Below are 13,345 nucleotides of genomic sequence, written 5' to 3'. Positions count from 1 at the left end.
TGGGCCGAAGCGACCGTGGGGCGATCCCCCAGTCTACGGCGTGCGCCCACCGCCCCCGCCTGCCCGTCGCCTCCGCTTCGAACGGATGGCCAAGGTCGGCTCAAGGGCGTGTCCCGTGCCGGATTCCGCGCCGCGCCCCGCCTAGGTTGGTCCAGTGGAGCAACACAGGACGCGTCCCCCTCAGTCCGGCCCAAGGACCACCTCACCGGCCCGGCCCCGCCGGCCTTCCCCGCTGCCCCCGCAGGGCCGGCCCGCCGCGGCCGGCACGACGTACCGGTCCACGCCCCGCCCGCGCCGTCCCGTTCCGCCGTTCGTCCGGGCCCTGCGCAGAGCCCCCCTGTACCGCGCGCTGCGGCGCATGCCCAACCCCCGCCTGACCGGGCTCGGCAGCGGCCTCTTCTGCACGGCCGTGATGTTCCTGCTCGCCTGCCTGCTGCATCTGATCGGGGACGGTTCCGTCGTCGCGTACGGCGTGCTGTTCGTACCCGTCGCCGCGTTGACGGCCCTGTGGGTGCGCCCCGCCGACCTGGTCACCGCTCCCGTGGCCGTGCCGATCGCCTTCGCCGCCGGGGTGCTGCCCGTCGCGGAGGGCACGGCCGGGTTCGGCGGTCGGCTCATGGGGCTCGTGACGACGCTGGCCCTCCAGGCCGGCTGGCTGTACGGCGGGACGCTCGTCGCCGGGCTCATCGTGACCGTACGGAAGATCCGGCTGATGGTGTTGCGGAGGCAGGGGCGATCGGCGGCCCTGGCTGAGGGGCGTGCGGCGCCGCCCCATGCGCAGGCTCAGGCGCAGGCTCAGGCGCGAGGAGGCGGGGGCGGAGGCGGGGCTTCCGTGGGGAGTAGTGGGAAGCGGCTGCCCACCGCCTAGGCCCGCGCCACGCGCGCTACGCCTCCGCCGCCCCCATCGCCGCTCCCACGATCCCCGCGTTGTTCTGCAGCTGCGCCGGGACGATCTCCGCCGAGATGCCCTCGATGAGCGGCAGGAACTTCTCCGACTTGCGGCTGACACCGCCGCCGATGATGAACAGCTCGGGCGAGAACAGCATCTCCACATGCGCGAGGTACTTCTGTACGCGCCGCGCCCAGTGCTCCCAGCTCAGGTCCTCGTCCTCGCGCGCCTTGGATGAGGCCTTCTTCTCCGCGTCGTGGCCGCGCAGCTCCAGGTGGCCGAGCTCCGTGTTCGGGACCAGGCGGCCGCCGGTGAACAGCGCGCTGCCGATGCCCGTGCCGAGGGTGAGCAGGATGACCGTGCCCGTACGGCCGCGGCCCGCGCCGAAGTGCATCTCGGCGACGCCTGCCGCGTCCGCGTCGTTCAGTACGGTGACCTTGGCGCCGCCCAGCCGTTCGGAGACGAGTTTCTGGATGTCCGTGCCGATCCAGCTCTTGTCCACGTTGGCGGCGGTACGAGCCGTGCCGTTGGTGATCACGCCGGGGAAGGTCGCGCCCACGGGGCCCGTCCAGCCGAAGTGCTGGACGACCTCGCACACGCCGTCGACCACCGCATCCGGGGTCGATGGTTGTGGGGTCAGCACCTTGTGGCGCTCTTCTGTCAGGTCTCCACGATCCAGGTCAACGGGAGCGCCCTTGATCCCGGATCCGCCGATGTCCACACCGAAGATCTGCATGGTTCCCACCGTACGGCGCCCGCGCCGTAGACGCGGGACGGCCCGGCCGCCTCAGCTCTGCGACAGCTCCGCCGCCTCCGCGCGCAGGTCCCTGCGGAGCTCCTTGGGCAGCGAGAAGGTGATGGACTCGTCGGCCGTCTTGACGGTCTCCACGTCACCGTAGCCCCGCTCGGCGAGCCACTCGATGACGCCGTCCACCAGCACGTCCGGGACCGAGGCGCCCGAGGTCAGGCCGACCGTGGTCACGCCCTCCAGCCACGCCTCGTCGATCTCGCCGGCGTTGTCCACCAGGTACGAGGCGGCGGCGCCCGAGTCCAGGGCGACCTCGACCATGCGGATGGAGTTCGAGGAGTTCTTGGAGCCGACGACGATGACCAGCTCGGCGTCCTCGGCGAGCTTCTTCACCGCGATCTGACGGTTCTGCGTCGCGTAGCAGATGTCGTCGCTGGGCGGCGAGAGCAGGTTCGGGAACTTGCCCTTCAGGGCGTCGACCGTCTCCATGGTCTCGTCCACGGAGAGGGTGGTCTGGGAGAGCCAGACGACCTTGTCCGGGTCGCGGACCTCGACGTTCGCGACGTCCTCGGGGCCGTCGACCAGCGTGATGTGGTCGGGCGCCTCACCCGACGTACCGATGACTTCCTCGTGGCCCTCGTGCCCGATGAGGAGGATGTCGTAGTCCTCCTTGGCGAACCGGACCGCTTCCTTGTGGACCTTCGTGACCAGCGGGCACGTCGCGTCGATGGTGGCGAGCTTGCGCTCGGCGGCCTCCGCGTGGACGGTCGGGGCCACGCCGTGCGCGGAGAACATCACGATGGAGCCCTCGGGCACCTCCGCCGTCCGGTCGACGAAGATCGCGCCCTTCTTCTCCAGGGTCTGCACGACGTACTTGTTGTGGACGATCTCGTGGCGTACGTAGATCGGGGCCCCGTACTGCTCCAGGGCCTTCTCGACGGCGATCACGGCACGGTCCACGCCCGCGCAGTAGCCACGGGGAGCGGCGAGCAGGACACGGCGGGAGCCAGGCGTAGCAGTCATGCCCCCCATCGTAAGGCCGCGTCCAGCGCGTCAAAGATCGCCCGGTTGGGGACACTGGGACCTGCGTTGATCTACGCGTCGCTGCGTCGCTCTGACGGCGCTCCACGGAGGCACGGAGGCACGATGTCCGGACAGTCCGCCAGTACGGGAGCCCACGCCGAGCCCGCGGGGCCCGCGGGGGGCACTGAGCCTCCACAGGGTGACGGGCTGCGGCGCAGCCTCGGCTTCCGCGACCTCGTCGTCTACGGACTGCTGTTCATCGCCCCCATGGCGCCGGTCGGCGTCTTCGGGACGCTGGACGCGAAGTCGCACGGCGCCGTCGCCCTCGTCTATCTGATCGCCACAGTCGCCATGGCGTTCACCGCGTTCAGTTACGCGCAGATGGTGCGGGTCGTCCCCCAGGCGGGGTCCGTGTTCGCCTACGCGCGCGCGGGACTCGGCAAAGGGCCCGGGTTCATCGCCGGGTGGATGGCGATGCTCGACTACCTCCTGATCCCGGCGGTCGCGTACCTCTTCTCCGGCATCGCCATGAACTCGCTGGTGCCGTCGGTGTCCCGGTGGGTGTGGACGGCCCTCGCGGTGCTCATCACGACCGCGCTGAACCTGTGGGGCGTGCGGACGGCGGCGCGGGTCGGATTCGCGGTGCTCGCCCTGGAGGTCGTGGTCCTGCTCGTCTTCGTCGTGGCGGCGGCGGTCGTACTGATCAGGGACGGTGCGCAGCGTGACTGGCTGTCGCCGCTGGCCGGGGACGGGTCGCAGGGCGCGTTCGCGCTGTCGGCGGTGGTCGGCGCGGTGTCGATCGCGGTCCTCTCCTACTTGGGCTTCGACGCGATCGCCTCCTTCGCGGAGGAGGTGACGGGCGGGTCGGCGAAGGTCGCGCGGGCGGTGCTGGTGTGTCTCGCGCTCGCGGGCTTCCTCTTCATCCTCCAGACGTACCTGGTGGCCCTCCTGGAGCCGCTGTCCTCGGCCGAGCTCGCGTCGGATCCGGGGAAGCAGGGCACGGCGTTCTACGACGCGGTGGACTCGGCCGCGGGGTCGTGGCTGCACGATCTGGTGGCCGCGAGCAAGGCGATCGGGGCGGCGTTCGCCGCGCTGGCGGGGCAGGCGGCTGCGGGGCGGCTGCTGTTCGCGATGGCGCGGGACCGGCGGCTGCCGAAGGCCCTCTCCAAGACGGACTCCGGTACGCCGCGGGTCGCGCTGCTGTGTGCGGCGGTCATCACGATGGTGGCGGCGGTGTGGGCGGCGCGGCGCGACGACGGGATGGACCACCTGGTGTCGGTGGTCGACATCGGGGCGCTCACGGCGTTCCTGCTGCTCCACGCGAGCGTGGTGGGCTGGTTCGCGCTGCGCCACCGGGACGCGGCGTTCAGCTTTTGGCGGCATGTGCTGGTACCCGTGCTGGGGGCGGCGATCGTGGTCGCGGTGATCTGGGAGGCGTCCGGGTCTGCGCAGGTGATGGGCGCGGTGTGGCTCGGGGTGGGGTTGGTTGTCCTGCTGGCGCAGGGGCGAGGTCTGGCGCGGGGGCCTTTGCGGGGTTGAGTGCGGGTCCCGTGTGGTTGCTCGCGCAGTTCCTCGCGCCCCTGGGGGCCTGCGGTTGACTGTCGGGTGCGGGTCCCGTGTGGTTGCTCGCGCAGTTCCTCGCGCCCCTGGGGGCCTGCGGTTGACTGTCGGGTGCGGGTCCCGGGTGGTTGCTCGCGCAGTTCCTCGCGCCCCTTGGCGGCGACTGGCCCCCTGGCCCCCGTGTCGCTGAGCCGCGACAAGGTGGGGGGATCGGGCGTGCCGGGGGTTGTCGGTGGGGGCCGTTACGCTCGGTGTATGGCTCTCAACACGTCCGCCGACGCGCCCATCCCCGTCGGCGAGGTGTCGCGGCTCATCGGGGGATGGATCGACCGGCTCGGTGCCGTCTGGGTCGAGGGGCAGATCACGCAGCTGTCCCGCAGGCCCGGCGCCGGCGTCGTCTTCATGACGTTGCGCGACCCGTCGCACGACATCTCCGTGAGCGTCACCTGCTACCGGCAGGTGTTCGACGCCGTGGCGGACGTCGTGTCCGAGGGTGCCCGCGTCGTCGTACGCGCGAAGCCGGAGTGGTACGAGCGGCGGGGTCAGCTGTCGCTGCGGGCCGCCGAGATAAAGCCCGTCGGCGTCGGTGAGCTGCTCGCCCGGATCGAGCAGCTCAAGAAGAGCCTGGGGGCCGAGGGTCTCTTTTCGCCCGAGCGCAAGAAGACGCTGCCGTTTCTGCCCCAGCTCATCGGGCTCGTCACCGGCCGCGCGTCCGCCGCCGAGCGCGACGTCCTGGAGAACGCACGGCACCGCTGGCCCGCCGTCCGCTTCGAGGTGCGCAACGTCCCCGTCCAGGGTGTCCACGCCGTGCCGCAGGTCGTGCAGGCCGTACAGGACCTGGACGCTCACAACGAAGTCGACGTGATCATCGTGGCGCGCGGCGGCGGCAGCGTCGAGGACCTGCTGCCGTTCTCGGACGAGCAGCTCGTGCGCGCGGTCGCCGCGTGCCGTACGCCGGTCGTGTCCGCCATCGGCCACGAGCCGGACAACCCGCTCCTGGACCACGTCGCGGACCTGCGCGCCTCCACGCCCACCGACGCCGCGAAGAGGGTCGTGCCGGACGTCGGCGAGGAGTACGAACGCGTGCAGTGGCTCCGCGACCGCGCCCGGCGCAGCATGGACGGCTACCTGGAGCGCGAGGCCCGCGGCCTCACGCACGCCCTGGCCCGCCCCTGCATGGAGCACCCGCACCGCATGGTCGAGGAGCGCGAGGAGCAGGTCGCCGCGCTGGTCGACCGCAGTCGGCGGACGCTCGGGCATCTTCTGGACCGCGCGGGCTCGGAGTTGACGCACACCCACGCGCGCGTGGTGGCCCTCTCCCCAGCCGCGACCCTTCAGAGGGGGTACGCGGTGCTCCAGAAGGCGGACGGTTCGGTCGTCCGCGCCCCCGAGGACGTGGACGCCGACGACGAGCTCAGGGCGCGCGTCGCCGAGGGCGACTTCACCGTACGAGCCGTATGAGCTGTACAGGGCACTGCGAGACGCGCGCGCAAAGCGCCAACAATGACGAGAATTAGGGTGGGCGCATGACCAGCACAACGGACGACCGCACCGGCTCCACGGACGCGCTCGGCTACGAGCAGGCGCGGGACGAGCTCATCGAGGTGGTGCGCCGCCTGGAGACCGGCGGCACGACCCTGGAGGAGTCGCTCGCCCTGTGGGAGCGCGGCGAGGAGCTGGCGAAGATCTGCCGACGCTGGCTCGACGGCGCCCGCGCCCGGCTCGACGCCGCCCTGGCGGGCCCGGAGATGGACGACGAGACGGACGGCGGGTCAGGCGCCGACAACGACGCCAACGACGTCTGAGCCAAAACAGCGCTGACCTGCGGTTTGTGAACCGGATCACGCAGGTCCGGTTTTGATTGAAAGTTGAACAGTGGCGGCGTACTGTCGTAGACGCGAGCCCGGTGACGGGTTCCGCAGACACCCCGTACGTTCAAGAAGGTTGATCCATGTCTCTCGCACTTGACCCCGCCGCCCAGGACCTGCTCTTCCGCGAGGCCCGCACCGCGAACACCTTCACCGACGAGCCGGTCACCGACGAGCAGGTCCAGGCCATCTACGACCTGGTCAAGTACGGCCCGACCGCCTTCAACCAGTCGCCGCTGCGCGTCACCCTGGTCCGCTCCCCCGAGGCCCGCGAGCGCCTGGTGCAGCACATGGCCGAGGGCAACCGCCCGAAGACGGCCGCCGCGCCGCTCGTCGCGATCCTCTCCGCGGACAACGAGTTCCACAACGAGCTCCCCGCCCTGTTCCCGCACTTCCCGCAGGCCAAGGACGCCTTCTTCGCCGAGCGCCCGGTCCGTGAGCAGGCCGCCCAGCTGAACGCCGCGCTCCAGGCCGCGTACTTCATCGTCGGCGTCCGCGCCGCCGGTCTGGCCGCCGGTCCGATGACGGGTTACGACCCGGCCGGCCTCCAGAAGGAGTTCCTGGACGACGACCACACCCCGCTGATGGTCGTCAACATCGGCAAGCCGGGCGACGACGCCTGGTTCCCGCGCTCCCCGCGCCTGTCCTACGACGACGTCGTCACCACGGTCTGACACGAGACACACGAAAGGGCCCCCGGCACGCCGCCGGGGGCCCTTCGCGTATCCACAGCCGAACGGTCAGGACATCTTCAGCGACTCGGCCATCTTCGCCAGCTGGTCGAAGGACGCCGTGCCCGTGACCACCGTCGTGGCGCCCTCCCCCTCGATCACCAGGGCGTCGTACTTCGAGCCCTCGTAGCGCTGCCAGGTGCGGCCGCCGATCTCCTCGGCGGCCTCGGTCTTCGAGGCGTTCTGCGTGACCCTCTTGATGAACGCCGACGGCTTCTCCGTCGACTGCTCGAGCGCCACGTACTCCTCGTCCGGGTCGAGGAAGCCCAGGTGCCAGGTGTCGTGGTCGGCGCCGTTGAACCGCACGGACGTCGGCTTCCACGCCTTGGCCAGGCCTTCGGGCGCCGCCACCGGGTAGGCCGCGGCCCTGCGGGCCGTCAGGAGCTCCACGCGGTAGTCGACCCGCTTCACGGAGCTCTTGGACTCGTTGTGCGGGATGAAGATGTAGATCACACCCGCGGCGAGTGCGATCACCACCAACGACCACAGCATGTTCTTGACGGTCTGAGTGCCTTGTCTGCCTGCCACGCCCCCATGGTCTCAGGCGCGGACCGCGCGTCTTCCCCCGGTCCAGGCATCGGCCGACCCCGCCCGCTCATGCGTGGGGCCCTCTGCTCATTTTGTCGGCCTACGGATAGAGTCGTGCACAATCCCTCATCCGGCCGTCGTCGTATCAAGCAGAAAGGTGCGCTCCGATGACCGAGCATCATCTCCCTTCCGAGCTCGAGGTTTCTCCCGAGGCTCCCGACCGCAACCTCGCCCTGGAGCTCGTCCGGGTCACCGAGGCCGCCGCCATGGCCGCAGGCCGCTGGGTCGGCCGCGGCGACAAGAACGGCGCCGACGGTGCCGCCGTGCGGGCCATGCGGACCCTCGTCCACACCGTCTCGATGAACGGCATCGTCGTCATCGGCGAGGGCGAGAAGGACGAAGCCCCGATGCTCTTCAACGGAGAGCGCATCGGCGACGGCACCGGCGCCGAGGTCGACATCGCCGTCGACCCGATCGACGGCACGACGCTCTGTGCGAAGGGCATGCCGAACGCCATCGCGGTGCTCGCCGCCGCCGACCGCGGCGCCATGTTCGACCCGTCCGCCGTCTTCTACATGGACAAGCTGGTCACCGGCCCCGAAGCCGCGGATTACGTGGACATCAACGCGCCCGCCGCGGTCAACATCCGCCGCGTCGCCAAGGCCAAGAACTCCTCGCCCGAGGACGTCACGGTCATGATCCTGGACCGGCCCCGCCACGAGGGCATCGTCAAGGAGATCCGCGAGACCGGCGCCCGCATCAAGTTCATCTCGGACGGCGACGTCGCGGGCTCGGTCATGGCCGTCCGCGAGGGCACGGGCGTCGACCTGCTGATGGGCATCGGCGGCACCCCCGAGGGCATCATCTCGGCCTGCGCCATCAAGTGCCTGGGCGGCACCATCCAGGGCAAGCTGTGGCCCAAGGACGACGAGGAGCGCCAGCGCGCCATCGACGCCGGCCACGACCTGGACCGCACGCTCTCCACGGACGACCTGGTCAAGGGCGACAACGTCTTCTTCGTCGCCACCGGCATCACCGACGGCGAACTGCTCCAGGGCGTCCGCTACCGCGCGGCGACCGCTTCGACGTCGTCCCTGGTCATGCGCTCCAAATCGGGCACGATCCGGAAGATCGACTCCGACCACCGGCTGTCGAAGCTGCGCGCGTACAGCGCGGTCGACTTCGACCGCGCCAAGTAGGACCACCGGCAGCCGTACCTGGCAGCCGTGCCAGGCAGCCGTACGTCGATGGGGGCGCCCCGTGCGGGGGACGCCCCCATCGTCGTACGCGCATACGGGTGCACGCGGTCTGCCGTGTGCGCGCGGCCTATCCCGCCGCGGCTATCCCCGTCGCGTGCGCCGCCTTCTGCAGCTCCAGGTCGCGCCTGCGGCGGCGGGCCAGGACCACGCGGCGCTCGGCGGCGGTGAGGCCGCCCCACACGCCGTACGGCTCCGGTTGCAGGAGTGCGTGCTCGCGGCACTCGACCATGACGGGACAGCGGGCGCAGACGCGCTTGGCGGCCTCCTCGCGGGAGAGCCGCGCCGCGGTGGGTTCCTTGGACGGGGCGAAGAAGAGTCCGGCCTCGTCACGGCGGCACACGGCCTCCGTGTGCCACGGGGCGTCATCGTCCCGATCTCGCACTGGCTCACGCTGGGCCGGGACAGCGGCGACCTGCAGAGACTGGTGCGACGACGGTTGCAGCACGGTCTACTCCTGACGACGGCTTCGCGAGCGAGAGACGATGCAGCAAGCTCTACCCGCTGTGTGCGCGCCTATGCACTGAGTTCCGATGTCCGGAAGTCCGGACTCCCCGCGCCCCCCGAACGCTCCCGCGTGCGCCCTCAGTGTCCGAGGTGCTTGCGCAGCTGCTGGTGCAGATCGCGGACGAGCTTGCCGCGCTTGGGGCGGGCCTCGATGCTGCCCATGATCGCCACGCCGTCCACGAAGACGACGGGGGCGTCCCGGTCCGGCGAGTCGAGCGTGTCCACCTCATAGCTGCCGAGGACGCCCGTGCCGCTGCCGCGCAGCGAGACGTTCTCCGGGACGTGGACCTCGACCGAGCCGAAGATCGCGAACGCCTTGATGACGACCTGGCGGTGCTCGAAGATCGCCTCGCTCAGGTCGATCTCGACGCTGCCGAACACGGCGTACGCGTGGGTGCGCCGCCCCACGCGCCAGCGGCCGCGGCGCACCGAGCCGCTCAGCACCGCGACGAGGTTCTCGTCCGCGACCGGCGGGACGACGCCCGGGGACGGACGGGACGGTGCGGGCTCGGGGGCGGGGCGGCGGGCGGACGGCTGCTCGTGCGCCGCGGGCAGGTCCCGCACCAGCGGTTCGAGCTCGGCCATGGTCTTGGCGCGGTACACCCCGTCGATCCGCTCCGCGTGCTCCTCGGCGGTCAGGCGGCCTTCGGCCAGGGCCTCCCGGAGTATGTCCGCGGTGCGGTCCCGGTCGGCGTCGGAGGCACGGAGCGCTGAGGGCTGCTGCTTTTCGAGGTCCACACCGGCAGCGTACCCAAACGCGATAGATCGCGACTACCCCTGTGGACAACTGTGGACAACCGGCTGTGGGCTACTGAGCCTTACCTCACAAACCCGTCCGGGTCAGCGCGCTCTACGCTGGTTGACGCGTTGCCAATGGAGGTCGCGCCGCTGTCTGCCGAGTGAGGAATGGCCGTAATGCCAGAGTTTGAGTACTCCGATCTGCTCCCCCTGGGAGAGGACACCACGCCGTACCGGCTGGTGACCGCCGAGGGTGTCTCCACCTTCGAGGCCGACGGGCGGACGTTCCTCAAGGTCGACCCGGAGGCCCTGCGCGAGCTCGCCGCCGAGGCCATCCACGACATCCAGCACTATCTGCGGCCCGCGCACCTCGCCCAGCTGCGGCGCATCGTCGACGACCCCGAGGCGTCGGGCAACGACAAGTTCGTGGCGCTCGACCTGCTGAAGAACGCAAACATCGCGGCGGCCGGCGTGCTCCCGATGTGCCAGGACACCGGCACCGCCATCGTCATGGGCAAGCGCGGCCAGAACGTCCTCACCGAAGGTGAGGACGAGAAGGCGCTCTCCAAGGGCATCTTCGACGCGTACACGAAGCTGAACCTGCGCTACTCCCAGATGGCCCCGCTGACCATGTGGGAGGAGAAGAACACCGGCTCCAACCTCCCGGCGCAGATCGAGCTGTACGCGACCGACGGCGGCGCCTACAAGTTCCTCTTCATGGCCAAGGGCGGCGGCTCCGCCAACAAGTCGTTCCTCTACCAGGAGACGAAGGCCGTCCTGAACGAGGCCTCCATGATGAAGTTCCTGGAGGAGAAGATCCGTTCGCTGGGTACGGCCGCGTGCCCGCCCTACCACCTGGCGATCGTTGTCGGCGGCACGTCCGCCGAGTTCGCCCTGAAGACCGCGAAGTACGCCTCCGCGCACTACCTGGACGAGCTGCCCGCCGAGGGCTCCCCCACCGGCCACGGCTTCCGGGACAAGGAGCTGGAGGAGAAGGTCTTCGAGCTGACGCAGAAGATCGGCATCGGCGCGCAGTTCGGCGGCAAGTACTTCTGCCACGACGTGCGCGTGGTGCGCCTGCCCCGGCACGGCGCCTCGCTGCCCGTCGCCATCGCCGTCTCCTGCTCGGCGGACCGCCAGGCCACCGCGAAGATCACCGCGGAGGGCGTCTTCCTGGAGCAGCTGGAGACGGACCCGGCGCGCTTCCTTCCGGAGACCACGGACGAGCACCTGGGCGAGAGCGACGAGTCCGCCGACGTCGTGAAGATCGACCTCAACCAGCCCATGGACGACATCCTCGCCGAGCTCACCAAGCACCCGGTGAAGACCCGTCTCTCGCTCACCGGACCGCTGGTCGTGGCCCGCGACATCGCGCACGCCAAGATCAAGGAGCGGCTCGACGCGGGCGAGGAGATGCCGCAGTACCTGAAGGACCACCCCGTGTACTACGCGGGCCCCGCGAAGACCCCCGAGGGTTACGCGTCCGGCTCCTTCGGGCCGACCACCGCCGGGCGCATGGACTCCTACGTGGAGCAGTTCCAGGCCGCGGGCGGCTCCAAGGTCATGCTCGCCAAGGGCAACCGGAGCAAGCAGGTCACCGACGCGTGCGACGCGCACGGCGGCTTCTACCTCGGCTCGATCGGCGGCCCCGCCGCGCGTCTCGCGCAGGACTGCATCAAGAAGGTCGAGGTCGTCGAGTACGAGGAGCTCGGCATGGAGGCGGTCTGGAAGATCGAGGTCGAGGACTTCCCGGCGTTCATCGTCGTCGACGACAAGGGCAACGACTTCTTCCAGAACCCCGCTCCGGAGCCGACGTTCACGCACATCCCGGTGCGCGGACCGGGCCTGGCATAGCACTACGGAGGGGCCCTCTTGCCGAAGAGGGCCCCTCCGTAGACCTCAGGCGAACCGCTGGTTCGCCGCCCCCGTGCACTTCTGGAGCCGCAGCGGCTCCTTGGGCCCGGCCAGCGTCAGGCAGAGCCCGTTCGCGGCGGCGGGACGCACCGTCTCCGCCTCGCGGACGAACTTCTGGTTGCCGCCGCCGTGGCAGTTCCAGAGCGTGACCGCGGTGCCTTCCTTGTACGCGCTGTCGGGCACGTCCAGGCACCGGTCCTGGGTGAGGCCGGTGTGCAGCGAGCGCTGTCCACCAGGGGCGCCGTCGTACCACCAGGTCTGGTTGCGGTTGCCGGTGCAGTCCCAGCCCTGGACCTTCGTGCCGTTGCGGCTCTTCGAGGCGTCGACGTCGACGCAGGTGCCGGTGGCCGCGTTCTTCAGGGGCCGGTACGCGTCGTCCCAGGCACCCTCGTACAGCTTCGGGCTGCCCGTGCTCGCGGGGTCGGCGCAACTGCCCTCGCGCTTGTCGGAGTTGTAGATCTGGGTGAGGCAGGACGCGAAGGCGGCGTGGCCGCGGGCGTTGGGGTGGAAGGACTGGCGCACCGAGTTGGAGTCCGGCGGGAACGGGTTGGACAGGTCCACGTAGAGACCGCGCGCCCAGGTGTCCTCCATGCAGACCTCGTGGCCGTGGAAGAGCCGCGAGTTGTCGAGGTAGGTGGCGCCCGCGTTCCGTGCGGCCTTGCGCATGCCGGTCTCGAAGGCCGGTACCGCGATGTTGCGGCCCCACTCGGTGTCGGAGTCGTAGCCGAGCCCGCCGCAGGCCGGCTTGCCGGGGAACTTCGGGTTGTCGCGGAAGTCCGGGCCGATGGGGCTCGGGTAGCCCATGGCGACGAGTTTGTAGTCGCCCTCCTGGTAGCCCGCGTCCTTCATGACGGTCTTCAGGTCGCGGATGGACTGCTCGACCTTGGGGACGAGGGCGTCGACGCGTGCCTGCCAGCCGTCGTTGTACTTGCCGGCGCAGGGCCCCTGGAGGAGCAGGTAGCGGGTGACGCAGTCCGTCATCACCGGGGCGAACTGGAGGTCGTCGTTGGCGCCGATGACGAGCAGGATCGTCTTGATCTTTGTGTTGCGCGCCTTGACTGCGAGGTTGTCGCTCTGGACGAGCTCGTCAACGTACTGCTTCTGACCGCCGATCTTGATGTTGACGGTCTGCGCGCCCGAGCAGGCGACGTTGTACGTCACGTCGGCGGGGATGCCGGTGCGGTGGATCGCGGCGTCCGGCGAGCGGTGACACCAGTTGTCGGGGCCGTCCGTGCCCGGTTCGTACGTGCCGACGCCCTCACCGGAGATCTCGCTGTCCCCGAGCGAGATCAGGCCGGTCTTGCGGTCGGCCATGGGGCGCTCCGAGGGGCTGCCGTAGAGCTTGGTGGCCTCGGCCGCCCGGACCTTCTCCAGCTCGGGCGGCAGCGGCGTCGCCGCGGTCGCCTTCGCCCCGCTGCCGTCCGCCGCCTGGGCGGGTACGGCCGCGGCCGTGCCGAGCACGGCGGCCATCGCGACGGCCGCCGCGAACGAACATCGCAGCCGCCCCCTGCCGCCGTTTGGCCCGCTGCGTCTGATGCGCTTCATTGCGCCTCCCCGGTGTGGTGTTACCCAGGGTTTTTACT

General features: G+C 70.4%; 13 protein-coding genes. 7 read left to right on the top strand and 6 right to left on the bottom strand.

Annotated elements, in window-relative coordinates:
* The first annotated feature begins 358 nt into the window (after window positions 1-358).
* Complete coding sequence (locus NOO62_RS25875) at window positions 359-868, top strand: DUF6542 domain-containing protein (protein WP_268773248.1); 510 nt, start codon at window positions 359-361, stop codon at window positions 866-868.
* A gap of 16 nt (window positions 869-884) precedes the next feature.
* Here NOO62_RS25875 and ppgK read toward each other — a convergent pair whose 3' ends face one another.
* Together ppgK and NOO62_RS25865 are read right to left on the bottom strand one after the other, a co-directional pair.
* The gene (gene ppgK, locus NOO62_RS25870) at window positions 885-1,625 is read right to left on the bottom strand and encodes a polyphosphate--glucose phosphotransferase (RefSeq protein WP_268773247.1); all 741 of its coding nucleotides are present in this window, start codon (window positions 1,623-1,625) and stop codon (window positions 885-887) included.
* A gap of 51 nt (window positions 1,626-1,676) precedes the next feature.
* Window positions 1,677-2,669 (bottom strand): 4-hydroxy-3-methylbut-2-enyl diphosphate reductase, encoded by a 993-nt coding sequence (locus tag NOO62_RS25865; RefSeq protein WP_268773246.1) that lies wholly within the window; start codon window positions 2,667-2,669, stop codon window positions 1,677-1,679.
* Between the two features lie 114 nt (window positions 2,670-2,783).
* Here NOO62_RS25865 and NOO62_RS25860 point away from each other — a divergent pair, with 114 nt between their 5' ends.
* The 4 genes from NOO62_RS25860 (at window position 2,784) to NOO62_RS25845 (ending at window position 6,762) form a co-directional block, all read left to right on the top strand.
* Window positions 2,784-4,199 carry an APC family permease gene (locus NOO62_RS25860; protein WP_268773245.1) on the top strand — a complete coding sequence of 472 codons (1,416 nt, stop codon included), beginning with the start codon at window positions 2,784-2,786 and terminating at the stop codon, window positions 4,197-4,199.
* 276 nt (window positions 4,200-4,475) lie between these two features.
* A complete protein-coding gene (gene xseA, locus NOO62_RS25855) occupies window positions 4,476-5,681 on the top strand; it encodes an exodeoxyribonuclease VII large subunit (RefSeq protein WP_268773244.1) in 1,206 nt (401 codons plus the stop codon).
* Window positions 5,682-5,746: 65 nt separating this feature from the next.
* Window positions 5,747-6,025: an exodeoxyribonuclease VII small subunit gene (locus NOO62_RS25850; protein WP_268773243.1), complete on the top strand. Its 279-nt coding sequence runs from the start codon at window positions 5,747-5,749 to the stop codon at window positions 6,023-6,025.
* Between the two features lie 146 nt (window positions 6,026-6,171).
* Entirely contained in the window at window positions 6,172-6,762 is a 591-nt protein-coding gene (locus tag NOO62_RS25845; RefSeq protein WP_268773242.1) for a malonic semialdehyde reductase, read from the top strand.
* 66 nt (window positions 6,763-6,828) lie between these two features.
* Here the strand turns inward: NOO62_RS25845 and NOO62_RS25840 are convergent, their stop codons facing one another.
* On the bottom strand, window positions 6,829-7,347 hold the full coding sequence (locus tag NOO62_RS25840) for a DUF4245 domain-containing protein (protein WP_268773241.1): 519 nt from the start codon (window positions 7,345-7,347) through the stop codon (window positions 6,829-6,831).
* A gap of 167 nt (window positions 7,348-7,514) precedes the next feature.
* Here NOO62_RS25840 and glpX point away from each other — a divergent pair, with 167 nt between their 5' ends.
* Window positions 7,515-8,546 carry a class II fructose-bisphosphatase gene (glpX, locus tag NOO62_RS25835; RefSeq protein ID WP_268773240.1) on the top strand — a complete coding sequence of 344 codons (1,032 nt, stop codon included), beginning with the start codon at window positions 7,515-7,517 and terminating at the stop codon, window positions 8,544-8,546.
* 127 nt (window positions 8,547-8,673) lie between these two features.
* Here glpX and NOO62_RS25830 read toward each other — a convergent pair whose 3' ends face one another.
* The gene (locus NOO62_RS25830) at window positions 8,674-9,051 is read right to left on the bottom strand and encodes a WhiB family transcriptional regulator (RefSeq protein ID WP_150216438.1); all 378 of its coding nucleotides are present in this window, start codon (window positions 9,049-9,051) and stop codon (window positions 8,674-8,676) included.
* Window positions 9,052-9,188: 137 nt separating this feature from the next.
* A complete protein-coding gene (locus tag NOO62_RS25825) occupies window positions 9,189-9,848 on the bottom strand; it encodes a DUF1707 domain-containing protein (protein ID WP_268773238.1) in 660 nt (219 codons plus the stop codon).
* Between the two features lie 177 nt (window positions 9,849-10,025).
* Here NOO62_RS25825 and NOO62_RS25820 point away from each other — a divergent pair, with 177 nt between their 5' ends.
* Complete coding sequence (locus NOO62_RS25820; RefSeq protein ID WP_268773237.1) at window positions 10,026-11,702, top strand: fumarate hydratase; 1,677 nt, start codon at window positions 10,026-10,028, stop codon at window positions 11,700-11,702.
* Window positions 11,703-11,747: 45 nt separating this feature from the next.
* On the opposite strand, the gene NOO62_RS25815 is transcribed toward NOO62_RS25820, so the two are convergent.
* Window positions 11,748-13,307 (bottom strand): ricin-type beta-trefoil lectin domain protein, encoded by a 1,560-nt coding sequence (locus NOO62_RS25815; RefSeq protein ID WP_268773236.1) that lies wholly within the window; start codon window positions 13,305-13,307, stop codon window positions 11,748-11,750.
* Window positions 13,308-13,345 lie beyond the last annotated feature (38 nt).

The organism is Streptomyces sp. Je 1-369 (assembly GCF_026810505.1).
GTDB lineage: Bacteria > Actinomycetota > Actinomycetes > Streptomycetales > Streptomycetaceae > Streptomyces.
This window is presented reverse-complemented; position numbering and strand designations above follow the sequence as displayed.